Below are 22,316 nucleotides of genomic sequence, written 5' to 3' on the forward strand. Positions count from 1 at the left end.
TTTCGTCAACGTCCTCGTCGCCGCGTTGGCCCCGCGGCATCAGCGTGCGAACTCCACCGCGCGGGTCTCGCGGAGGACCGTCACCTTGACCTCGCCGGGGTAGGTCAACTGCTCCTGGATGGCGCGGGCGACATCCCGGCAGAGGGCGGCCGAGGCCGCGTCGTCGACCCGCTGGCTGTCGACCAGGACGCGGACCTCGCGGCCGGCCTGGATGGCGTAGGCGTGCTCGACCCCCGGGAAGCCGAGCGCCAGGGCCTCGAGGTCCTCGAGCCGGCGGACGTACCGGTCCAGGGTCTCGCGGCGGGCCCCCGGGCGGCTCGCGCTGATCGCGTCGGCCGCGGCGACGAGGACCGTGTAGGGCCGGTCGATCCGGAGGTCGTCGTGATGGCCGAGGGCGGCGTGGACCACCTCCGGCCCCTCGCCGTAGCGGCGCGTGAGCTCCGCCCCGACGGCGGGATGGCCCCCTTCCATCTCATGGTCGGCGGCCTTGCCGATGTCGTGGAGCAGCCCGCAGCGCCGGCCGAGCGCCCCGTCGAGGCCGACCTCCTCCGCCATCATGCCGGTCAGGAAGCCGACCTCGATGGAGTGCCTGAGCACGTTCTGCGAGTAGCTGGTGCGGAACTTGAGCCGGCCCAGGTAGTCCAGGAGCTTGTCGTGCAGGCCGGTCACGTCCGCCTCACGCGCGGCCTCCTGGCCGAGCTTGCGGATGTGCTGCTCCATCTCCTCGCGCGTCTCCTCGACGATCTCCTCGATCCGGGTGGGATGGATCCGGCCGTCCTGGATGAGCTTCTCCAGGGCCACCTTGGCGATCTCCCGGCGGACGCTGTCGAAGCCGGTGACGACCACGACGCCCGGGGTGTCATCGACGATGACGTCCACGCCGGTGGCCTTCTCGAAGGCCCGGATGTTCCTCCCCTCGCGGCCGATGATCCGCCCCTTCATCTCGTCGCTGGGGATGTCCACCGTGCTGACGGTCACCTCCGCCGTGTGCGACGCGGCGTACCGCTGAATGGAGGTGGTGAGGATCTCGCGCGCCTTCTCGCGGCAGGTCTCGCGCGCGGCGGCCTCGTGCTGCATGATCAGCGTGCCGACGTCCACGGCGAGCTCCTCCCGGACCCTCGAGAGCAGCAGGTCGCGGGCCTCGTCCGGGCCCATCCTGCCGATCCGGTGGAGCGCCTCACGCTGCTCCGCGATGAGCTGCTGGACCTCCTGTTGCCGCTCCAGGAGCTGCTCGTTCTTCTCCGCGATCGTCCGCCGCTGGGCCTCGAAGTCGCGTTCCTTCCGCTCGACGTGTTCCATCTTCTGGTCGAGCAGGTCGCTCCGCTTCTCGAGCTGCCGCTCCTGCTCTCGCGCCTCCTTGCGGGCGCGATCCATCTCGGTCTCGAGCTCCTGTCGCTGGCGGAGCGCGGCCTCCCGGGACGCGAGGTCGGCCTGCAGGCGGATGGCGTCCGCCTCGCGGCTGGCGCTGGCGACGATCTGGTCGGCGAGGCCGCGAGCGGTCTGGGCGCGGAGGCGACCCAGGACGTAGGTCCCGGCGAGGCCGCCGGCCATCCCCAGGATCACCCCGATGAGGCTCCCATTGATCGTTCCGTCCACGTCGCCGCCCGGCCTTTCACGCCAGCTCGGGCCTGCACCGGGGACCTGGCCGCGACGCCGGAAATCCGGCGCCCTGGCGGGATGGCTCTGCGAGGGGGCCGAGGTCGGCCGGCGCGTGACATCAAGCGGGACAGATCGAGGGGCAAAGCGGGCCGACGGCGCGGAGCAGTCCGTGTCGAGCGTCGTCACATCCGGGGGGAGGACGACGGACGGCCAGGGGTCTCCAAACGTCCCGTGCGGGGATGAGGCGTGCTCGCTCGAGAACGTCCTGGACACGGCACTCGATCGCCGACGCCGGGCCGTCGATTCGGAGCCGACGGGCGGCCAGGCGCTCTCGCGCAGGCCGGAAACCCCGCGACCTCACGCCGAACCACGCGAGCCAGATCCAGAAGAACGACACCGTCGCCACCTTCCCGCCGGCCCGACAGGCCGAGGCCCCCGAGCCCGCGATCCCTTCATGTCCACACTTGACATCCGCACCGGCCGCTCGCGCCGCTCATCGGGAGCAGGCCATTCGCGGACCGGGCGGTGAAAAGCCAGAGAATCGTCATTGGTTCATGACGGCCGGAGGTCGTCGACCGCCCATGGGTCGGATCGTCCTCCCGCCCTTCGCGTCGCCATCCCCGTGACCTGGGCTCTCGAGGATGCTCCCCTAATCTACCAGAAGCGCGAGGCCGGTCAATTCCCCCGCGCCTTCGCCGCGGGCGAGCCGAGCGACCGCACGGCCGGCGTCCGGCCCTCGGCGGCGATCCGCGTCCGAGGTAATCTGGATGGTAGGTAAGGGACGTCGGGTCCCGGGGAGGATTCGATTGGGGGATTCGAAACGGAACGACCGAGGCTGCCTGATCCTCCACGGCCTGGGGGGGGGACCCTACGAGCTCGAGCCCCTGATCGGTTCGATCGAGAAGGCGGGATTCCGCGTCGCCGCGCCGACCCTGCCGGGCCACGACGGCCCCGGCCCGGGGATGCCCGCGTCGGCCTGGTCGGAATGGGCGGCCGCCGCCGAGTCCGCGTTCGACCAGCTCGTCCCGGATTCGGCGGACGTCTCCGTGCTCGGGTTCTCCACGGGGGGGACGCTGGCGCTCCGCCTCGCGAGCCGAAGGCCGGTGAGCCGGCTGGTCCTGATCGCCCCGTTCCTGGAGATCCGACACGCCGGGCTCTTGCCGGTCCGGCCGATCCGATACCTGCGACACGTCGCCCGGCTCATCCCGAGCCTGCCGAGGAGAGGGCCCGCGGTCCGTGACCCGGAGGCAAGACGCCGGGCCGCGGCCGCGGACCGTTTCCGGACCTTCAGCCTGCGGGCGGCCGCCAGCGCACTCGAGCTGATCGAGGAGGTCCGCCCCATCCTGCCGACGATCCAGACCCCCGCCCTCATCCTGCAGGGCATTCGCGATTCGGTCGTCGAGCCGCGGGGGGCGGAATTCGTTCTCGAGACGCTGGGAGCCCGGCAGAAACGGCTCGTCCTGCTCCCCAACTCCGATCATCTCGTCGCGTTGGACCTCGATCGCGATGCCGTCGAGCGCGAGGTACTGTCATTCCTCCTTGGCGATTGAGGCCCGCTCCGGCCGGCGGGCCTCAGCCCGTCCCCAGGCGGCTGCGATGCAGGGCATCCGCCAGGAAGAGGAGGGCGAGCAGGAAACAGGGACCGGCGATCACGACCGGAGCGGACCAGTGCATCCGCCCCCAGGTGGTGATGACATACCAGGTCCCGAGCCCCCCAAGCAGGATCGGGCCGGCCCACGACCAGTACCAGGCCACGAGGACGACGGCCAGGACGATCGCGGCCGGTATCAGGTGGATCGCGAATGCGACCGGAGAACCCCCGGCGCCATGCTTGCCGTCGAAGGCATCGAGCGCGAACAGCGCGACGAATCCGGCGAAGAGGCAACCCAGGACGCGCGGCGTCCAGTAGAGGATCGAGGCGGTAGCGTGCTCCATGACCGGCTCCTTGTGCGGACGGCTCGCCGGGCGCGGTGCCGAAGTGGCTCCAGCAGTTCTTGCACGCCGGTTGCGAGCCTCCCTTTCTTGCATGGGCAAATCGTCGAGGAGAATGCCAGGAATCGACCGGCCCATCCCCGGCCCGACGTCAACGGACCGTCCGCGACGGCGCGGGTTTCCTCGTGAGCTGGCGGTCGTCGAACATCTTGCGGAGGGTCTTTGTGAAAAGCGAACGGTCCTCGAAGAGGCCGTCGGTGATCCTCAGCTCGATCAGCTTCAGGTCCTTCTGCAGCTCCGCCAGTCGGCCGGCATCGGCCCGCGCGCGGGCGTACTCGTCCCGGGCTCGATCGACGAGCTCCAGGACGCGGCGGATGTCTCCCTTGCCGGCGAGCTGGAGCTTCTTCCGCTGAGGCTCGGTGAGGACGAACAGGGTGTCGACCCCGCGGAGCTTCTTCTCGAGGAGGCCGTCGAGCTGCTCGCGGAACCGTCGGGCGCCGGCCTCGCCTCCGAACGCCCAGTCGTCGAACGAGTCCTCCTCGGGGATGATCGGGGCAGGGGCCGGCGGCGCATCCTCGTCCGCCGCGGGCTCGACGTCCGCCGCGGGATCGACGATCGGCACCTTTTGGAGCCGCCCGAGGTTTCGCCCCCGGGCCAGGATCGACCAGCGCAGGGTCTCGTTCCGGAAGAGCCGCAGGCGGACGAGGTCGATGGTCCCTGCCGGGTCGACGACGGCCTCGTCCGATCGAACCGGCCCGACGGCCATCCCCGCCATCAACGCGACGAGCGATCCCACCCGACAGAACCTGCTCGTCTCTGGTCGATCGACGCGAGCGCCTTTCATGGTCACCCCCAAACCAACATCGTCACGACACGATCATACCCGACCGGGACGCCGGAGCGAATCGGATGCGGACCCCGGCGACCCCTTGATTCCGCTCGATGTCTCAATGACAATTGTCAGGACATTTCGCAGGGTTTCCCTCAAACCTCAGGGAAGGGCGGGCCCCGTGACGCGCCGAATTGCTCTCGTGCTCCTCTTCATGGCCGGCTCGACGGCCGTAGCGTGCATCAACGATCATGAGTCGTCCTCGCAGGAACGCGAATTCCGATCGGCCTACCTCCGTGAGAACGGCCTGCTCGCCAACGAGGCCGATGACGCGGGGTCGCGTTTCCTCGACGAGAAGTGGCTCTACGCCGCGGGAGCCGCCATGCTCGCGGGCTCCCTGGCATTCTGCGTCCGGCGGGAGAAGGATCGGAGCAAATCATGCGACGGAAATGGCCGCGACCTCTCCTGATTGCCATCCGGCTGGTCCTGATCGCGGCGGCCTGGATGGCGGGACAATTGTTGGGTTCCGCAATCCCCGCGGCTCGGCTCGCCACCCAGAGAGCGGACGTGTTCTCGTTCCTGGCCGAACCGTCGCCGTTGCCGCATCACGTCCCGAAGGACCCCGGCGGGCTCTCGTTCCGGTTCGCCATGGTCAACGACGTGATCCACGAGCGATTCGCCCGCCACGGCCGCGACTATTACGAGCGCCGGGACCGATCCCGGCGCGACGAGCTTGCCCGCCTCGACGGCAACGATCCGGGGCGATTCCCGTTGCTGGACGACATCGCCGTGGACCAGGAGCGACTGGGAAAGTCCGAGGAGGCCGCGAGCCTCATCCGCGACAAGATGGCGGAGCAGCAGGCCATGGGGCTGAAGGGCAAAGATCTGTACACGTCGTATGCCAACCTCGGGACGTTCCTGATCCACGCCAGCTTCCCCCGGGCCATGGACGGTGATGAAGCCGCGTTGAAGTCCCTCGAGGAAGGCATCGGATTCATCCGCAAGTCGGTCGAGGTGAACCCCGAGGCCCATTTCGGCCGCGAGACCTGGCAGGCGGCGATCGCCGAGTTCCTGGCCGCGGCGATCCGAAAGCCGGAGCTGTTGAAGACGTTCGACTGCCTCGGCAATCGGCTCGACCTGCCGATGGGAGACATCCTCGATCGCGAGCTGAACTGGATCGGGACCGCCTACGGCCGGCCCTACGATGCGGCCTTTTCGCAGGGAAAGACTCCGGAGGGCCTGAGGGCGCGATGGAACCCCTCCGTGGACCTCGACGCGGCGAGGAGCTGGCCGATCCTCCGCGAGATCCGCCGACATGTCACGCGGATCGGCGCGGAGGAGGGATGGGAGGCCGTCCCCGTCACGTCGCATCGCGAGCCCGTCCCGTTCGACGAGCCGATGCTGGGGATCATCGGCATGTGGCGGCAGGGCGGAGGCGCCAATCCGCACTTCGCCCTGGCGATCGGCGAGACCATGCTCCGGGTCGGCCAGCGCTACCTCGCCTGGGCGGCCTTCGAGCGGGCCTTCCGCCTGGCCGATCGCTATTCGCGCGATCCGGCGACGCAGCAGTTCTTCCGGGACCATTGCCGAGGACGTCAGCAAGACATCGAGCGATCTCTCCTCAAGCCCGAGGGCCCCGATGCCTCGGCCTCGTTCGCCTATCACGTCCCCCGCACCCTGACCCCGGACGGGATCGCCGGACTCCGCACCGCCTTCGAGGCGGAGCTGAGCCTGGGGACGACGTTCCAGCGCGCGCTCCAGGAATACGAGGCTGAGCAGATCGCGGCCGGATCGACGGCCGACGGAGAGACGCTGATCGCCGACTTCGAACGGGGGAAAGCCCCAATCGCCACACCCCCCGGAGGCGAGGAGTCGTACTGGAGCGTCTCCTCGGACGCCCGCCGCGAATTCACCGCGGAACGCATGCGCGCGTCCGGGTTCTTCGGTGGTTGCCTGTTTGCTTCGATCGCCCTGCTGGCGACCTCGCGACGCGGGTCGCGGCGAGCAGCCGAGACGAGGCCATTACCGCGGCAGGGCCGGGAGTAGCTCCGGCATCATCGCCGCGGCGGCCTCCGGCTCCGCGACCGGCGGAGTCGGCGGGGTCACCGTACTCGCCGCACTCGTTGCACTCGTCGCGCCGGCCGGGAGTACGCCCGTCGCCACCGGTCGCGCCCGAGCGATCTCCGGCGCGACTCCGATGTGCTCGCGGAGGATGCGGCGGACTTCGCGGATCGCCTCGCCGGAGGCCTGGACGCCGTGGTCGGAGCGGACGACCAGCTCGCTGGTCACCCGCTCGGCGGAGACGCCGTCGAGGTGGCTGCTCCGGAACGGGACGACGCCGTCGGTGGACTCGGCCGTGGGGCCGGGCCGGTGCGAGCCGATGATCGAATGGTACGTCACGGCGGGATTCGGCTTCATCTCCGTGAGGGCGACCAGCGTGTCCGAGTTCGTCGACAGGGTCTCGATGCTCGACGGGAACCGCCGGAATCGCCTCTCGAAGGCGTCGGGATTGTCCCGGACGAGCTGCGAGAGGAGCTTCGAGACGTGATCCGGATCGTTTATCAGCCCCGCGCCAACGCGGCCGACGACGCTCTTGGACAGGTCGGAGCCGTGATGCGGCGTCGCCAGGAAGACCGCCCGGCTCACGAACGGCAGCGGCTTGAAGAAGAGCAGCCGCTGGAGCTCGGCCAGCACGTCCTTGGGGCCGAGGATCGTGTCGAACGGCCGGTCCGAGTTCAGCCGCCAGAACTTGTCCCCGCTGTCGACCGTCATCAGGTGGCTGAGGAGCCCGCCCATGCTATGGCCGAGCAGGACCATGCGGTCGAACGACGGGTCGCTGCCGGTCGGGTTGAAGGTCATCTTGGCCTGGCTGAGCGCATCGCGGAGGCTCGCCGCGGCGATCGGCAGCGGGACGCCGGTCGGATACATGTAGAGCATGAACTGATACTTGTTCTGGATCGCCGGGTCGCGGAGCAGCTCGTCGAGCATCGGGATCCACGCCAGCGGGCTCGAGATCAGCCCGTGGACCATCACCACGGGGATCTTCCCCGGCTCGTAGGGCCGTATCATCAGCAGGTTCGCCCGGCCCATGTTCGCCTCCGGGCGCATCAGCCCGGCCCACCGATACCGCTCCAGGTCGGTCCGCGACCACATGTAGGCGAGCGGCGTCGTCAGGTCGGTCTCGAGCGCGATCGAGCTGTTCCCCGAGGCGACCGTCCGCTGCTCCACCGGATCGATCAGGGCGAGGCTGCAATGCCGCGGCCCGTCCCCCGCCTCCGCGGGATCGCGGAGCCGCGAGTTCGGATAAAGGAAGGCCGTCAGGGCGAAGGTCATCTCGTCGGGATAAAACCGCTCCTCCCCCTTCCGGTCCTCCTTCTTGGGGTCGGCCGTCCGGACCGCGATCAGGGGGACCCCCAGGCCGTACTGATTGCGACTCTTCGCCAGGCCGGTGACCTCGTAGTCCGAGCAGATGATCAGCTTGTGGATGTCGGCCGCCGACCAGGGCGTCTTGCTGAGCGCGACCTTCAGGACCTGCTCCTGGCCGTCCACCTTGAGCTTGATCGTGCCCTGGGGATCGATCGGGTCCTTCGACTGCACGGTGCGGATGACCCGCTCCAGCCCCGCGTTGTAGATCCGGCAGGCAAGCAGGAACCGCGGATCGGTCGGCCCGCGGCCGGCGGCCAGCTCCGGGTCGAAGAGGTAGTCGTGGGCATAGGCCACGGCGTCGAGGAACCGCCCGAGCGACTCCCCCTTGCGCCAGCGCTCCTGCCGCAGCCCCTCGACCCAGGACAGCTCCGCCAGGGCGTAGACGAGCTCCGCCTCCGGCTGCTTCCGCGCCAGCTTCTCCAGACCCTGGAGCGCGAGCTCCGGCCGCCGCCGGTAGGTCCGGTCCAGGTCGAACCGCTTGAGGGTCTCGTGGGTCCGGTCGCTCGGCCGGTCGATCCCCGCGGTATCCTTCCCGCCCGAGAACAATCCGCGCTCGCTTCGAGACGGCTGGATCGTGATGTTATCAGACCAACCGAGGAGCGCGGCACACAGGACGGCCAGGTGAGCGGCTGGCATGAAGGTCACTCCATCGACCCAGGGTCCTCATCCTTCGTGGTCCACACCCGACCGCCGCACCGGCGGGCGAGGAGGGGAACCGCGAGGCATTCAGGGCGGATGATGCCTCCGGAAGCGATGGCGGTCAATGCCGGTCGTGGCGCCTCGGCCGTCGTCCGTCATGACGTCGTGGAGGCGTTCCGGGCGGGCACCACCTCGCGGGGCATGCGCGCGCCTTGCCAGGGCCGGGAATCGGTATCGTCCGCGGCTCCGGCGCAACTCCATGAATTCTCGCAATCGACTCAACCGGCCGAGGCGAACGTCCAGGCCAGGTAGTCGTCAATAATCGGGTCGATCGGGCCGTCGGCCACGATCTGCCCCTGGCGAAGCCAGACCCCGCGGGTGCAGAGCTCCCGGAGCGTCGCCATGTCGTGCGAGACCAGGATCACGGCGTGCGACCGGCCCATCAGCTCGAGGATCCGGCCCCGGGCCTTATCCTTGAAGACGGCGTCGCCGACGCTGAGGGCCTCGTCGATGATCAGGATCTCGGGGTCGATCTGGGTGGCGATGCCGAACGCCAGCCGCATGTACATGCCGCTCGAGTAATACTTGAGAGGAAGGTCGGCGAACTCGCGAAGGCCGGTGAATTCCCAGATGCCGTCGACCTTCTCGAGCATCACCCGCCGCGGCACGCCGAGCATCGCGCCGTTGAGCAGGATGTTGTCCGCCCCCGAGAGCTCCGGGTTGAAGCCCGCCCCCATCTCGATGAGCGGTGCGACGTTGCCACCCACGTGGACGGAACCGGCGGTGGGGGGGTAGATCCCGGCCAGGACGCGCAGGAGCGTGCTCTTGCCGGCCCCGTTGCCGCCCACGAGCGCCACCCGTTCCCCGTGGCCGATCCGCAGGTTGATGTCCCGGAGGGCCCAGAAGTCCTTCACGGGCGCGACGTTCTCGCGGCGGAGGACCAGGTCCAGGACCGCGCGCTTGAGCGAGTACGCCTTGTCCGCGTAGTTCACGAACCGGAGCGACACCCCGGCCAGGGCGATGAGCGGTTCGCGAGGCTTCGCGGCCGTCGTCGTCGGCCCGGGGCGGGCCGCCTCAGAGTCGGAATACCATCTTGTCTTCTTGCGACTTGAATGCGGCATAGCCGATCCCCAGGCTCGCCGTCGCGATCGCGAAGGAGAGCAGCCATGTGCTGAGCGCCGGCCATTGGCCGTGATAGATGAGGGCGTGGAAGAGCTCGATGAAGTAGTAAGCCGGGTTGACGCGGAACATCCACATCGACCGCGCCGGGAAGACCTCCTCCGCGCGATAGACGATCGGGGTGGCGAAGTACCAGGCCTGGAGCAAGACCGCGACCAGGTGCCCGCAGTCCCGGAAGAACGTGTTCACCGTCGCGACCAGGAGGCTCAGCCCGGCCGCGAAGGCCATGAACAGGACCAGCGCCAACGGGAGCAGGAGCATCGGCAGCGACGGCCGGGCCCCGAGCGGGAAGAGCAACAGGAACATGACGGCCAGCGACAGGGCCATCGTGACCAGGTTGATCAGCAGCCGCGAGATCGGGAAGACGAGCTTGGGCAGGTAGATCTTCCGGATCAGGCCCTCATTCTGGATGATGCAGAGCGCGCACTCGTTGATGCTGCCGCTCAGGAACCCCCACGGCACCATCCCCGCGAAGACGAAGACCGGGAAGTTCTTCGTCCCCGGTGACATGGCCGAGAAGAAGATCGACAGGACCGTCATCATCAGCAGGGGGTTGAGGAGCGTCCAGAAGAACCCCAGCGCCGATCGCTGGTAGCGGACCCTCAGCTCCTGCGAGACCAGGTTCTGGATCACCGGCCAGTAGCGCGCGAGCTGCGCCCGGTCGTCCCCGATCCGCTTCCGCCAGACGCGGACCATGCCGGGCCGGCGCGTGGGGGGAGGAGGGAATTCCTCGGTCTCCTGCGCCGTTGGGCTTGTGCAAACATCCATGTTTCGGCTGTTCCCAGGCATCCACCCGAGATCCACGGGCCATTCGCAACACGGCCCCGGACCGGGCGGAATCTTACGAGCGATCCCGATATCGGTGAAGGTCAACCGCCACAGATGGGGACGGGGGGAGGATTTCCGCCACAGATGAACACAGGTCAACACAGATGAGAGAGAGAGGTAGGCAGGAGAGTGTTGGCCCAACTCGAAGCTTCAGCCCAGTCGTTGATTCGAGCCCAGCCCGCGGAAATTCGGTCAAGCCAACCAGTGTCCCGTCCCTTATCTGTTTCCATCTGTGTTCATATGTGGCTAGATTTCTCCCTGTTTTCCTCTGTGGCTCTCCGACACTCAATCGCTGTCATTGGCCCGGCCGATGGATCGGACGCCCACCCGGGCAGCGACGCGGACCTTCTGCCGGGTGCTGAGCTCCTTGAGGTAGTGGGAGCGGAGGGCGCTCAGCCAGCGGATCTCGCGGCCGTCGTAGCTGACGTGGACGTGGGTGAGGATCGGGCCGGCGAGGCCGAACGCACGCTGGATGCCCGGCATGACGTCGGCGTTGCTGCAAATCTGGTTGTAGCCGAGGCCGACGGCCCGGGCGAACGCCTCGTAGTCGATGCGGGCGATCTCGGTCGCGGTCGTCCGCCGATAGACGGGCTCCTGGAGCATCTGCATGTAGTGGTAGGCACCGTCGTCGAAGACGAAGAACTTGACCGGGATCCCGGCCCGCGCGGCCGAGGAGAGCTCCATGGCCGACATCAGGAAGCAGCCGTCGCCGGTGACGCAGGCGACCTGGCGGTCGGGCCGGACGATCTTCGCGCCGATCGAGGCCGGGAGCGCCCAGCCCATGCTCTGGTTGTCGGCCGGGGTGAAGAACCGACGCGTGCCCTCGACCTCCACGGACTCGGCGGCCCAGTGGGTCGAGGCCGTGACGTCCACGATGACCAGCTCATCCGGGCCGAGGAAGTCCCGCAACTGGCTGAGGAAGACCATCGGGTCCACGCATCGATCCACCTGGACGGTCCGGGCCAGGCAGCGGTCGACCTGGCGTGAGCGGTGGATCTTCTCCCAGAGCTTCGGATCGGCGGGGCGGCGGAGATCCTGCCCGTCGGCGAGGAGCCGGTCCAGGAAGACCCGCGAATCGGAGCAGAGGCAGACGTGGGCGGGGACGTTCTTACCCAGGTTCTGGGGATTGATGTCCACGTGGATCAGGGTATCGTGCGACGGGATCGCGTAGTTCGCCGTCGAGACCTCGCTGTACCGGACGCCGATCGCCAGCACGAGGTCGACGTCCTTGAACGCCGCCTCGGCGGCCCGCGTCCCCTGCTTGCCGTAGCCCCAGCCGACGGCCAGGGGATGGGAGTCGGCGACGACCCCCTTGCCGCTGACCGACGTAGCCACGGGCGCCTGGAGCATCTCGGCCACGGCGGTCAGGGAGGGGCCGGCCTCGGCACAGCCCAGCCCGGCATAGATGCCGACCCGCTTCCGCCGATCCCGGAGGTGGCAGAGGACCTTCTGGTACGCCGCCTCGTCGAACGGGACGGGGTAGGGGGGCGGGGGCGGCTGGTCGTAGTCCCAGGCTTCCATGAAGAGCGGATAGGGGATCAGGACGCCGACGGGACCGGGCTCGCCCGCGCGGGCCACGCGGAAGGCCTCGAAGATCGCGCCGGGGATCTCCGCCTGATGGCGGACCGGGATCAGGGCCTTCACCACCGGCCGGAGGATCGCGTCGTTGGGGAGGCCGTGAACCTGGCCGACGGGTGCGTTCGGCGCTCGATCGACGTCGGTGACGATCCCGACGAGCGGGACGCTGTCGTACAGGGCCTCGCCGATCCCGGTGAGGGCATTCGTGAGCCCCGGGCCGGGGACCACGGAGAAGACGCCGACCTCGCCCGTGACCCGGGCGGCGGCGTCCGCCATGACGCTGGCTGAGGATTCATGGGCGACCAGGAAGTAGGGCTGGCCGTACGCCTTGAAGGCGTCCCAGAGTTCGTTGTTCTGGGCCCCGGGGATGCCGAAGACGCAACGGACCTGCTCGCAGCGGAGGGCGGCGGCCACGGCCTGGGCACCCGTCATCTTGCCCACCACCCCCTGCCGGCGGGCGGTGCGGCCGAGCTGGACGTGGTCCGCCTTGGCGGGGTTAACGGCCGCATCCAATGCCGCGGCGGCGAGGGCGGCGCTCGACAGGCCGAATGAACCGATGGCCTCGCGACGATTGAGCTTGGGTGTCACGGTCCGTGCCCTCCTGGCCCGTGGCATGCCCGATCCCTTCCCCGGACCGGGACCCGATCGCACCCCATCCTGCAGGGTCGAATCGGTCGCCACTCGGCATGCTATCGACCGTCGGAATGCGACGGCTTCGCCGCCATTGGCCCCATCCGGTCCCTGATCGTCGGCCGCACCGGCGCATCCGCTACGACCCGGCCGACCCGGCGAGCAGCGGCTCGACGACGTCCCGGCGATACCGCGACGGGTTCTCGCGGATCTGGCGGATGCACTCCAGGACGACCGGACCCTCATAGCCGATCTCGTCGAGTGCACGGATCCAGTCGGCCCAGGGGACGGTCCCCCAGCCCGGCGGGTCGTGCGAGTCGCGGCGACCGTCGTTGTCGTGGACGTGAGTCGTCGCCAGCAGGGAGCCGGCTGCGACGGTTTCGCTCACGGCATTGACCGACATGTGTGCGTGGCCGGTATCCAGTGCCAGAGCAAGCGCCGGGTGTGCGAGATCGACGAGAAGCTCGTGAAGCTCGACCATCATGCAACCAGGAAAGACTCCCTGAGGCATGTTCTCGACGCAGATCACGATGCCACCGCCGGAGGCGTGGTCGCCCAGCTCCAGGAGTCCGCGGCCGAGCTGGTCACGCCGTTGCTGGGATTCGTCGGGATCCGACAGACCGCCCGGGTGAACGACCAGATGCGTCCCGCCCGCCGCTTCCAGCCAGTCGATGCACCGCCAGAGGTCGTCGACCGATTCCCGGTGGACGAGCGGATCGGTCGAGCCCAGGTCCACGCGCCGGGCCTTGATGGACTGGCCTCCCCAGCAGCCGTGGGCACTGCGAAGCTGGAAGCCGCGGTCGGAGGCGGCGCGGCGCAGCAACCGGGGGTTGGGATAGGACTTCCAGTCCGGGAGGATCTCCAGGATGAATGCCCCGATGGACTCCGCCAGGTCGAGCTCGGATTGGACGCTGAGAGTCGGGTAGCCGAAGGCGATCATCGTGCCGAGCGGACGGACGGACAAGGAGGGTTCCCCCGAGCGCAGGACGGGGACGCCGGGCCCGCGACCCCGTGATACCTCTTGTTCTGACGGCTAGCGGAAGTCATGATAACGTCCAAACGGGCGCCCATCAGCGCCTCGTCGACCTCGAGAGAATGCACGCCGTCGGACCGTCCTCGCGGGATCTCCGAGGGCGCGCGATTCCCCCCCGGCGCATGACGCGGCCCGCGCCCGCGATCGGCACCGCGTTGCCTCGCCCTGCCTTGTCTGCAAGAAAGGAAGATCGCGCATGCCGCCCGTTGCCCTGGTCGACCCTTCCACGATCGACACCTCGCGTGTCCTCGCCGACCGGGATGCCATCCACCGTTACAACCCCCAGCGCTTCGAGATGGAGCAGTTGACGGCGATCGTCCACGTCGACCCGGCCGAACGCCTGGTCATCGGCTACAAGGATGTGACGGCGGATGAGTTCTGGGTCCGGGGGCACATGCCCGACTACCCGCTGATGCCCGGCGTCCTGATGTGCGAGGCGGCGGCCCAGCTCTCGAGCTACTTCTGCAAGGAAGTGAAGCTGTTCGAGTCCGGCTTCGTCGGCTTCGGCGGCATGGAAGAGGTCCGGTTCCGGGGCCCGGTTCGCCCCGGCGACCGACTCGTCCTGGTCGGCAAGGCCATCCGCCTCCACCGCCGGCAATCGATCTTCGAGGTCCAGGGCTTCGTGGGGACCAACCTGGTCTTCCACGGCAAGTTCCAGGGCGTGATGATCGCCCGCGAGGACGAGCTGGCGGGGTAGAAATCCCGGATCCACCGGCAGGATAGCAGTCATGGGAACGACCGAGATTCAGTCGCACATCTCGAACGCCGTGCAAGACTCCCTTCCGGCCGTGGACAGGGTGCGCATCGTGCGAACGCCGGGAGTCTGCGGGGGCCGTCCGAGGATCGATGGACACCGGATTACCGTCGAGGATGTCGCCATCTCGCATGAGCGACTGGGAATGAGCCCGGACGAGATCGCGTCGGCCCATCCCGGGATCTCGCTCGCCGACGTTTTCGCGGCTCTCGCCTATTATCACGGGAATCGAGAGAGCATCGACGCCGAGATCGCCGAGGGCGAGCGACTTGTCCGAGAGATGATGGCAAGCTACGGGCCGGGTCCTCTGGACGAGTCGTCACCGCATAGGGCCTCGCATGCCAAGAACGATCCGGTTCCACCTCGATGAAAACTGCACCCTCGCCGTCGCGGAGGGCCTTCGACGTCGAGGCATCGACGTGACAACAACTCAGGAATCGGGCCTTCGCAGCGCCCAGGATGAACTACAGGCGGCTTTCGCGTTGGGGCAGGGACGAGTCATCGTCACCCATGATCGGGACTTTCTCCGTCTCCACGCCGCCGGGGTCCCGCATGCGGGCATCGCCTATTGTGACAAGGACAGGAAGTCCATCGGTGAAATCATTTTGAGATTGATCCAGTTATGGGAACGGATCGAGGCCAAGGATATGGTCGCCCGCGTCCAGTTCCTCTGACCGTTCGGACTGTCTCCCATCGTGCCCCCAGGAATGGACTGGCTGCCTCGCGATTCCTCGCCAACCCTCCTCGCTGACCTTCCACCATGACACGCGCCCGCCCCACCCTCGACGTCTCTTCCTGCCTTCTCGAACCCGAGCGATTCCCGCTGGTGAACCCCCTGAGCTGGCATGACCTCTTCGGCGACGGCCGCGAGATCGAGCTCGAGGTGGGCTCCGGCAAGGGGCTCTTCCTGGCGAACTCCGCGCGGGAGCATCCCGACCGGGGCTATTTCGGGATCGAGATCTCGAAGAAATACGCGCGGCTGGCGGCCGAGCGGGCCGTGAAGGCCGGGCTGACGAACGTCCGGGTCTGGCCGGGGGACGCGGGCCCGGTCGTCGGCAAGCTCGTCCCGGACGCCAGCGTCGCCGCCGTCCACGTCTACTTCCCCGACCCCTGGTGGAAGAAGCGGCACAAGAAGCGACGCGTCTTCACGGAGTCGCTGGTGGCCTCGGTCCTCCGGATCCTGAAGCCGGGAGGCCGGCTCGAGGTGGCCACCGACGTCGAGGAATACTACGAGGTCATCCGGGCCCTCGTCGCCGCCGAGCCTCGCCTCCCGGAGCAGCCGGCGATGAGCCTAAGAGAGCCCGAGCACGACCTCGATTACCTGACGAACTTCGAGCGCAAGTTCCGGATCGAGGGCCGGCCGATCCACCGGGCAAGCTACCGGAAGTCGGTTTCTTCCTGACGAGCCGCGGACTCGCGAACGAGAGACGGAGATCGAACCCTCGTTCAGGGTAACCCGGCCACCGGGACGGCCTGAGGTGACGCCACGGCGATCGGGAGCGATTTCGAGGGGGCGGCCGGGTAAGGCATCTGCGGGGCGGGCAACGCCCTGGCCGGTGCGTACCCGAAGTCGCTGGGTGGCGCCCAGAAGGTGAGATTGTCGGGAGCAGGCAGAAAACGACCTGGACTGTCCGCGTTCTCGGCCAGGACGAGGCGGGCCCTGGACTCGAAGTAAGGGCTGCTATAGCTGAAATTCAGGATCGTCACGGCGAGGGCGTCGGCGATGTCGGTGTACTGCGGATAGAAGGCCGGCAATTGTTCAAGCTCGACTCTCAGGGCATTGGCCATGCTACGCCTTGCCCTGTAGATCATCATTCCGCGCTTGCCCGAAAGGAGGATCCCCCCGTCATCCCGGATCGAGATCAGCTCTTCCGACATCGAGGCCAGTGTCTGACCGAGATCGATCAAATCGAGCGGTCCCTGGATTGCGAGGAAGAGCGGCCCGAGCACCCCCGCGACACCGGGGAGCGCGGATTGAATCGAGATGACTCGCGGCAGATGGGCGGCTAGACGCGTTGATGACCGGATCGCCCCCCCGCCAGGAACATCCCCCCGCACGGCAACCGCCACCCGAGAAACCTCTTCCCGCCGGCTCCTGTCATCCGCCCGTCCCGGCGGTTCGGACGCCTCGAGACCGGAGCCCAATCCAAGACTCGCGACAATCGTCGCCGCGAGCAGCTCCCACCGGCCGCGCATGGCCTGGTTCGTCGTCATCGCGATCCCCGATCGAAAGGGTGTCATCGATCTCAGTTCCCAACGCGAGCGAACGAGAGCGATCTTAGGCACAGCGATGAGTGGGATCAAGGAAAATAGGAAGGATGCGCCACTTCAGGAATGGGGGCTGCGAAAATCCCTGTGCATTCCTCGGTTTGATGGATCAATTTTGCACGACGGCGGTCTTTCTCTTCGTAGAATCCTGGCAATGCAGGTAATCTAGGACCCCATCCATCCGTACTGCATCGCGGCCTCGTTGAACGATCGAGGTTGAGGGTGCGTGACAAGTGTATGACATCATGGGACGCAGAACCGGGAGATCACCCTTGCCACACATCCCAGCTCTCGGAGTTCGTGGCTGGTTGGTTGCCGCGTGCATCGGCCAGGCGTACTGGCTCACCCCTGGGCAGGCCGAGGACAAGGTTCCTGGTGGTGGTGAGCCCCTGGCGCAGGCACTCACCTACACGTACGCCTATCTCCCGCACGATCAGATGACGGCCTCGGACCGGGGGAAACTCGGAGCCAGCATCAAGCCATGGAGGCTCGAGCACGCGGGGAAGGATGAAAGGCTCCGCGAGCTGGTCGCCGGGGCGGGGGCCGTCCTGACGAGTGCGACCCGGGGCAAGGTGAAGATCGGAAGCCTTACCTACGTTCCCGACATCCTGAACGCAAACCTCATCGTCGCCCTGGAAGGCGGTGGTCCGGATTCCGGCTGGGCGACCCCGGCCGGCGTCGGCAGGCCGGGACACGTCGGCCTCTATTACGAGAGCTTGACCCGACTCAAGGAGACCGACGCCACCCTGCTGGTGGCTCATCTCCTGGCGCACTACCTATTCGACCTGCCGGATGAGATTGGCGACCCGGGGAGGCCGGCCTCGTGCCCGGGGCAGGACCTGGACGCGCCGGGTTGCCTGATGGCGAACTTCCTCTCGACCGGCCCAAGGCTCGGATATTACGGCAAGTTCTGCGAGAGCGATCACAACCGCGCCGCCCCGTCCGGCGCCACGCTGTCGCACGACCACGAGGCGAGGGATTCGTGCCAGTTTCTGATCAATCGATTCCTCGAGCGCCGGAAGGTCTCGGCGAGTCTCGCCACGCAGGACACCCGCTGGAGCCGGTTCGATGCCATCCAGATCGCGGCTCGGTCGCACCTTCGGTCCGGCATCGAGGCCCAGGGGATCGGCAAGAATCGCCGGACTCTTTCGCTCACGCCCAGCCAGGAGGCCGAGGCCCGCCGGATCGTCCGCCAGTTCCTCGAGAACCAGGTGGCCCGGCTCCGGCGGGATCCGGAGTATCCCGAGGCCGTGCGGGACGACGAGATCGAGGCCGCGGTCGGGGATGTCCTCCGGTTCGTCCTCCTCGAACCCGTCGACTGGCCCGAGAAGTTCGGCGGCAAGCTGAGGACTGAGCTGGAAGGCGTCGCCCGGAACGCCGCGGCGGGTCGCCCCGACGCCATCCTCGCTCCCTTCGCGGGCCAGCTCAACCCGACCATGGAGGAGCCGCTGCTCGCCCCCCTGGTCACGCAGGTGAAGGGCGCATTGCTGACGTCGCTCTTCAGCAATCCGCTGGGTCCGTTCGCGATCTCGGATACGCCGGGGCCGCGTTCGATCCTGCCGTCGGATGATCGATTCCTGGAGCTGCTGGCCAGGGAGGCCGTCCAGCATGCGGCCTCGGATCGCATCGCCCAGCGGAAGCCCCTGCTCCTGGAAGGGAGCAAGGCCCCGACCGCCCCCCCGGCGCCGGAGCAGGGTGTCAGGGACCTGGTCCTGTTTCTTGCCCCCGATCCGCTCGATCCTCAGTACGACCTGATCGCGAGTGACGGTCTCCCCTACGAGAAGGCTCCAAGGCTCGCCCTGGATATCCTCAAGGGGGGGCCGGACGGCTCCTGCTTCAAGGTCGAGAATCTCTCCGAGGTCGAGTCGCCGCCCACCGGCGAGGCCGTCATCCTGGCGAATGTCCTGGGCAAGCTCGTGAAAGGTGGCAAGGCGCCCGCCGGCTCGATACCGGCCCGCCTCGCGCGGTTCAAGCAACAGGTCAGGGACCTGAAAGTCCGACTCGAGTCGAAGGAGAAGTCCCCGCGCGTACGCGGCATCGTGGTGCTCGCCCCCAACGGCGGGATCCCGATGCCGGCGAAGTCGGACCTGAAGGACCTTTGCGAGGCCTTGAGAGACTGGACCCGGGCCGCCGGGATCGGCCCGGGTGAGGCTCGGGCCATCCACGTGATCCAAGTCGGTGCGGGTCACCTGGATCTTCCGCTCGGGAACCTCGGGCACGCCTCGGGCGGTAGCGTCCAGCACATCGACTCGGTCAAGGGCCTGGCCTTCGCCATCCAGCAGGTCCGCTCCCGACTCTCCTGCGGTACGCTGGTCTCGATCCCCCAGGACGGCGTGATCGATCTCCGGGCCGTCAAGGAGCTGGAAAAGCGGGGAAAGGGACCGACCCAGGGGAAGGGCTCGGTCCCGGAAGATTCACGATCGACGGTGAAGATCCTCGAGCCTCCCAATGATCCCTCCTCGATCCAGGTCGAGCTCGACGCCTTCACGGCGGAGCACGGCGGGACCTACGAGTTCATCCTGGCGCTCGATCGCCCGCTCGCGAAGCTCCCGGCCGAGGCTCCCGTGCTCGAGCTCTATCGGGACGATTTTCCGACCGACCAGCCGGGGCTCTCGCTCGATCATGATGCGTCGAGCGAGCGCCTTCTGGTCTACCGGTTGGCCCCGCCCGAGCAGGATTTCGCCTCCCAGGACGTCGATGATTCGGCATTCCGGATCGCCGAGGGGCGGTATCGTCCGCGGATCCGTTTCCGCCGCGACTCGTTGCCCGAGGTTGTCGAGGCCACACCGGAGAAGCCGGACGTGAACCTGCTGGGGTTCACCTTCAGCATCGCCACGTCCCGAAATGCGTTTCATCTCGTCGCCGGGATCCGCGAGCCGGAAGGCACGATGGCCACCTCGGTGGTCGGGCTGGGGGCGAACCAGGTCATCCTGGAGGCCGCGATGATCGCCGGGGCCCCCATCGTCGGCGCCGAGATCCGCGGGATGGTGACGCGCCAAGATTCCGCGGGGGGCGGCTCGAGGATCTTCACCGCGGAGCTGCTCGATGACGGCATCTTCCCGGACCTGCGGCGCGGCGACGGCATCGCGACCGGGCGGATCGGGTTGCCTCCTTCCGCCGGCCGAAGCACGGCCGACTACCGGATCGTCGTCGAGGGCCGGACGACGACCGAATCCCGGTTCATCCCCCTGGTCGATCCGGTGATGCATCCCGACACGACCGAGTCCGAGGCGCCATCAATCACGCCGCCGATGCCGATCTTCCAGCGGGCTCAATGCTTCGGGCTGGAGGTCCGGGGCAAGGGGTGAGGCCGGCTCGATGAAAACCTGGTATCGACGGCCCCACAGCCGGGATCTGGACGGGAAGGATTTTGTTGCGCCTGACGCGGCCCGCGATGCCGTTGGGAACCTGGCCCCGGCGCGATCGCCAGGCGGCGCCTGGCTCGGCAGGAGCCTCGCCCTCCCATTCGGAGAAGAGCCGCTCCCAGACCGGGAGGGCGAGGCTCTTGCCGAGCCAGGCGCACGCTGAGGCATGCCGACAGGCCTCGTTCCCACGCAACAAGACCTGGACAAGACGCCCGGGTCGTCCAGACCAGCTCTTCATCACGCCAGTGGAGGCTTCGGTCCAGAATCATCGGCGGCGAAGCCGCGGTCCCATCACGCGGGGGGAGGAGTCAGCGGGCCGAGGACCTCGCGCACGATCTCGCTGGCGAGCTCGAGCTGGGACGGTCGCAGCCGCATGACCGGGACGTGGTCGAAGTCGGCCACCAGGGCCCGGGCTTCGCGATCGAGCATCGCCTGTCGCTCGTCTGGCGACGACTCGGAATCGAGCAGGGAATTCCAGTCCCGAAGGACCTTCACGATCTCGACACGATGAAGTCTCGACGCATCGACCTTCATGAACACGTTGTCAAACGAGAACTCCCACCTCGGCCGCGGGGCCAGCCAATCATTGATCCGCGAGACGAGACGGAACGGGGCCGAGGTGACGACCGGCAGGAGGGCGACCAGGAAGTCGGCGCGGATTCCTGGCTTCACCTCATGAGTGACGGTCAGGTCCTCGTGGACCTGCGTCGTACGAGGGCAGCCCGCGAGCATGCCCAGCACGATCACGATGAGCCATGATCTTCGCAGCGGCCCAGAGCGCCTCATGAGTTGGCTCCTGGACGGTGGCCGTCGATGGTGCGGGTCTGGACTTGAACGGGAGCAGCCTGGTTTCGGGTCACCGGCGGCTCTCAAAGCACTGGGGCGATAGAGAGCATTTTAGTGAAACGATTCGTTCGCGTCACCCGGAAAGCGTCTCACAAAAAATAAGGCCGGCGAGTCCTTCGCGAAGGACTCGCCGGCCGGTTTCGATCGAGCTCAGGATCGGGCGGGTGGTGTCAGGGATAGCTCTTGCAGAGGCAGAAGAACTTGTGGCCGCACGGCTTGACCGGGACGAAGGAGACCGGCGCCATGGGGTAAAGGGTGTACTGGGGATAGGCGGGGGCCGCCGCTTGCTGATAGATGACGTAACTCGTCTGCCCCGGTGCCAGGGCCTTCGGCGCAGTGACGCCGCCGTCTCCGGTCCCCGGGTTGCCCCCGTTGTCGTCGCCGGTCGACCCGTCCAGGGTTTCCTTGACGAGCCGCCGCGCCAGGGATTTGTCCGCGGCCTTCAAGTCGTCCACCGACGTGTCCCTGGCCTCGGCGATCAGTTCCTTCGCCTTGTCGAGCAACTGGTTTCGCCGCTCGGAACCGGTCACGCCGTCTTCCTTCAGCGACTCCTTGAGCTCGGTCAGCTCCTCCCGGATGGCATCGACATCGGCCTTGGGCAGGGTGGTATTCGTGGGTGCGGCGGCCACGCCGGGCGCCGCCGCGGTCGTCCCGGGCGACCAGACCAGCCACTGGCCGTTCGACGTGCTGGTCGGGGCGCTCGCCGTGGTCGCGTTCGACGCCGGGGCACTCGCGGCGGGGGCGGCGGCGACGGGGTTAAAAACCAGCGGGGTCGGGGCGGACGCCACCGGCGCCGCGTAGGTCGGGGCGGACGCCACCGGGGTCACGTAGGTCGGCGCCGAGGCCGCGGGGGCCGCATAGGTCGGAGCGGACGCGGTCGAAATCGCACCGACGAAGACGGGGGCGGACGCCATCGGCATCATCGGGGCCGCGCCGTAAACCGGAAAGCCCATCGGCACCGGGGCATAGGCGTAAGCGGTCGCCTTCCTGTGATGATCCGGGAACGCATGGGCGGAGCCCGGGGCCATCAGGCCGAGCCCCGCCAGATAGAGGAATGGCCGGACCATCCCCGATCGATTGATGCTGGACATGGACCGTATCCCTCGCAGAGTACCAGTTCGAATCGTCTCGACCGCTCAAGTCAAGATCCACGTCGCGACGGGAACTCCGCATGCGGATTCCCATCACCTCCCCGGCTCCGTCCCTCGGGTGAGGCGCCTGTCGCACTCCCTTGCACGCCGCGAGTTCGCCACCTTGCTAATCCAGTATACCCGATTTCGTGACAACCGGCCTCGATTCCCCAGAATCTGGAGCTCTCCCGTCTTCGCCGGCGCTCGTCGGTTCTTTTCCGCGGTTCTGCGTTTTCCTTTTCACGATTCTGCCGCCCCAATGTTATAATGGGTCAATCAG

General features: G+C 67.7%; 19 protein-coding genes. 8 read left to right on the forward strand and 11 right to left on the reverse strand.

The genetic code is table 11. The features are described 5' to 3' along the window. Window positions 1-39: 39 nt before the first annotated feature. Window positions 40-1,596, reverse strand: a complete 1,557-nt coding sequence (gene rny, locus G6O54_RS05715) for a ribonuclease Y (RefSeq protein ID WP_250846735.1) — start codon at window positions 1,594-1,596, stop codon at window positions 40-42. 809 nt (window positions 1,597-2,405) lie between these two features. Between rny and G6O54_RS05720 the strand changes: the two genes are divergently transcribed. After that, the gene (locus G6O54_RS05720; RefSeq protein WP_165221415.1) at window positions 2,406-3,149 is read left to right on the forward strand and encodes an alpha/beta hydrolase; all 744 of its coding nucleotides are present in this window, start codon (window positions 2,406-2,408) and stop codon (window positions 3,147-3,149) included. A gap of 22 nt (window positions 3,150-3,171) precedes the next feature. On the opposite strand, the gene G6O54_RS05725 is transcribed toward G6O54_RS05720, so the two are convergent. Together G6O54_RS05725 and G6O54_RS05730 are read right to left on the reverse strand one after the other, a co-directional pair. After that, window positions 3,172-3,534 carry a DUF7670 domain-containing protein gene (locus G6O54_RS05725; RefSeq protein WP_165221418.1) on the reverse strand — a complete coding sequence of 121 codons (363 nt, stop codon included), beginning with the start codon at window positions 3,532-3,534 and terminating at the stop codon, window positions 3,172-3,174. Between the two features lie 148 nt (window positions 3,535-3,682). Then, the gene (locus G6O54_RS05730; RefSeq protein WP_165221421.1) at window positions 3,683-4,327 is read right to left on the reverse strand and encodes a hypothetical protein; all 645 of its coding nucleotides are present in this window, start codon (window positions 4,325-4,327) and stop codon (window positions 3,683-3,685) included. Between the two features lie 214 nt (window positions 4,328-4,541). On the opposite strand from G6O54_RS05730, the gene G6O54_RS05735 reads away from it, so the two are divergent. Continuing rightward, window positions 4,542-4,829 carry a hypothetical protein gene (locus G6O54_RS05735; RefSeq protein WP_165221424.1) on the forward strand — a complete coding sequence of 96 codons (288 nt, stop codon included), beginning with the start codon at window positions 4,542-4,544 and terminating at the stop codon, window positions 4,827-4,829. After that, the gene (locus tag G6O54_RS05740; RefSeq protein WP_165221426.1) at window positions 4,799-6,406 is read left to right on the forward strand and encodes a hypothetical protein; all 1,608 of its coding nucleotides are present in this window, start codon (window positions 4,799-4,801) and stop codon (window positions 6,404-6,406) included. Before G6O54_RS05735 ends, G6O54_RS05740 begins: the two co-directional genes overlap by 31 nt. Here G6O54_RS05740 and G6O54_RS05745 read toward each other — a convergent pair. From G6O54_RS05745 to G6O54_RS05765, 5 genes are all read right to left on the reverse strand, one after another. After that, complete coding sequence (locus tag G6O54_RS05745; protein ID WP_205678681.1) at window positions 6,383-8,422, reverse strand: esterase/lipase family protein; 2,040 nt, start codon at window positions 8,420-8,422, stop codon at window positions 6,383-6,385. The genes G6O54_RS05740 and G6O54_RS05745 overlap by 24 nt on opposite strands. Before the next feature lie 281 nt (window positions 8,423-8,703). Beyond that, complete coding sequence (locus G6O54_RS05750) at window positions 8,704-9,546, reverse strand: ABC transporter ATP-binding protein (protein WP_165221428.1); 843 nt, start codon at window positions 9,544-9,546, stop codon at window positions 8,704-8,706. After that, a complete protein-coding gene (locus tag G6O54_RS05755) occupies window positions 9,500-10,372 on the reverse strand; it encodes an ABC transporter permease (protein WP_165221430.1) in 873 nt (290 codons plus the stop codon). Before G6O54_RS05755 ends, G6O54_RS05750 begins: the two co-directional genes overlap by 47 nt. A gap of 345 nt (window positions 10,373-10,717) precedes the next feature. Then, window positions 10,718-12,598: a thiamine pyrophosphate-binding protein gene (locus G6O54_RS05760; RefSeq protein WP_165221432.1), complete on the reverse strand. Its 1,881-nt coding sequence runs from the start codon at window positions 12,596-12,598 to the stop codon at window positions 10,718-10,720. Window positions 12,599-12,779: 181 nt separating this feature from the next. Beyond that, the gene (locus tag G6O54_RS05765) at window positions 12,780-13,604 is read right to left on the reverse strand and encodes a sugar phosphate isomerase/epimerase family protein (RefSeq protein ID WP_165221434.1); all 825 of its coding nucleotides are present in this window, start codon (window positions 13,602-13,604) and stop codon (window positions 12,780-12,782) included. A gap of 265 nt (window positions 13,605-13,869) precedes the next feature. Here G6O54_RS05765 and G6O54_RS05770 point away from each other — a divergent pair, with 265 nt between their 5' ends. The 4 genes from G6O54_RS05770 to trmB all read left to right on the forward strand — a co-directional run bounded on the left by G6O54_RS05770 (window position 13,870) and on the right by trmB (window position 15,829). Further along, window positions 13,870-14,370 (forward strand): 3-hydroxyacyl-ACP dehydratase FabZ family protein, encoded by a 501-nt coding sequence (locus tag G6O54_RS05770; RefSeq protein ID WP_165221436.1) that lies wholly within the window; start codon window positions 13,870-13,872, stop codon window positions 14,368-14,370. Window positions 14,371-14,401: 31 nt separating this feature from the next. Next, window positions 14,402-14,797: a DUF433 domain-containing protein gene (locus G6O54_RS38710; RefSeq protein ID WP_165221438.1), complete on the forward strand. Its 396-nt coding sequence runs from the start codon at window positions 14,402-14,404 to the stop codon at window positions 14,795-14,797. After that, window positions 14,766-15,101 carry a DUF5615 family PIN-like protein gene (locus G6O54_RS05780; protein WP_165221440.1) on the forward strand — a complete coding sequence of 112 codons (336 nt, stop codon included), beginning with the start codon at window positions 14,766-14,768 and terminating at the stop codon, window positions 15,099-15,101. The genes G6O54_RS38710 and G6O54_RS05780 overlap by 32 nt, the downstream gene beginning before the upstream one ends. An 86-nt stretch (window positions 15,102-15,187) precedes the next feature. Further along, window positions 15,188-15,829 (forward strand): tRNA (guanosine(46)-N7)-methyltransferase TrmB, encoded by a 642-nt coding sequence (gene trmB / locus G6O54_RS05785; RefSeq protein WP_165221443.1) that lies wholly within the window; start codon window positions 15,188-15,190, stop codon window positions 15,827-15,829. A gap of 44 nt (window positions 15,830-15,873) precedes the next feature. Here trmB and G6O54_RS05790 read toward each other — a convergent pair whose 3' ends face one another. After that, window positions 15,874-16,305 (reverse strand): hypothetical protein, encoded by a 432-nt coding sequence (locus G6O54_RS05790; RefSeq protein WP_165221446.1) that lies wholly within the window; start codon window positions 16,303-16,305, stop codon window positions 15,874-15,876. Between the two features lie 698 nt (window positions 16,306-17,003). Here G6O54_RS05790 and G6O54_RS05795 point away from each other — a divergent pair. Continuing rightward, on the forward strand, window positions 17,004-20,003 hold the full coding sequence (locus G6O54_RS05795; RefSeq protein WP_165221449.1) for a hypothetical protein: 3,000 nt from the start codon (window positions 17,004-17,006) through the stop codon (window positions 20,001-20,003). 348 nt (window positions 20,004-20,351) lie between these two features. On the opposite strand, the gene G6O54_RS05800 is transcribed toward G6O54_RS05795, so the two are convergent. Both G6O54_RS05800 and G6O54_RS05805 read right to left on the reverse strand, forming a co-directional pair. Then, on the reverse strand, window positions 20,352-20,846 hold the full coding sequence (locus G6O54_RS05800) for a hypothetical protein (protein WP_165221452.1): 495 nt from the start codon (window positions 20,844-20,846) through the stop codon (window positions 20,352-20,354). A 230-nt stretch (window positions 20,847-21,076) separates the two neighbouring features. Next, on the reverse strand, window positions 21,077-21,997 hold the full coding sequence (locus tag G6O54_RS05805; protein WP_165221455.1) for a hypothetical protein: 921 nt from the start codon (window positions 21,995-21,997) through the stop codon (window positions 21,077-21,079). Between the last annotated feature and the right edge of the window lie 319 nt (window positions 21,998-22,316).

The organism is Aquisphaera insulae, from assembly GCF_011064615.1.
GTDB lineage: Bacteria > Planctomycetota > Planctomycetia > Isosphaerales > Isosphaeraceae > Aquisphaera > Aquisphaera insulae.

Excerpts from the sequence above, each read along its gene's own strand:
- G6O54_RS05725 (WP_165221418.1), bottom strand. The coding sequence starts at position 3,534 with ATGGAGCACGCTACCGCCTCGATCCTCTACTGGACGCCGCGCGTCCTG.
- G6O54_RS05740 (WP_165221426.1), top strand. The coding sequence starts at position 4,799 with ATGCGACGGAAATGGCCGCGACCTCTCCTGATTGCCATCCGGCTGGTC.
- G6O54_RS05745 (WP_205678681.1), bottom strand. The coding sequence starts at position 8,422 with ATGCCAGCCGCTCACCTGGCCGTCCTGTGTGCCGCGCTCCTCGGTTGG.
- G6O54_RS05750 (WP_165221428.1), bottom strand. The coding sequence starts at position 9,546 with ATGCCGCATTCAAGTCGCAAGAAGACAAGATGGTATTCCGACTCTGAG.
- G6O54_RS05755 (WP_165221430.1), bottom strand. The coding sequence starts at position 10,372 with ATGGATGTTTGCACAAGCCCAACGGCGCAGGAGACCGAGGAATTCCCT.
- G6O54_RS05770 (WP_165221436.1), top strand. The coding sequence starts at position 13,870 with ATGCCGCCCGTTGCCCTGGTCGACCCTTCCACGATCGACACCTCGCGT.
- G6O54_RS38710 (WP_165221438.1), top strand. The coding sequence starts at position 14,402 with ATGGGAACGACCGAGATTCAGTCGCACATCTCGAACGCCGTGCAAGAC.
- G6O54_RS05780 (WP_165221440.1), top strand. The coding sequence starts at position 14,766 with ATGCCAAGAACGATCCGGTTCCACCTCGATGAAAACTGCACCCTCGCC.
- trmB (WP_165221443.1), top strand. The coding sequence starts at position 15,188 with ATGACACGCGCCCGCCCCACCCTCGACGTCTCTTCCTGCCTTCTCGAA.
- G6O54_RS05790 (WP_165221446.1), bottom strand. The coding sequence starts at position 16,305 with ATGTCGGAAGAGCTGATCTCGATCCGGGATGACGGGGGGATCCTCCTT.
- G6O54_RS05800 (WP_165221452.1), bottom strand. The coding sequence starts at position 20,846 with ATGAGGCGCTCTGGGCCGCTGCGAAGATCATGGCTCATCGTGATCGTG.
- G6O54_RS05805 (WP_165221455.1), bottom strand. The coding sequence starts at position 21,997 with ATGTCCAGCATCAATCGATCGGGGATGGTCCGGCCATTCCTCTATCTG.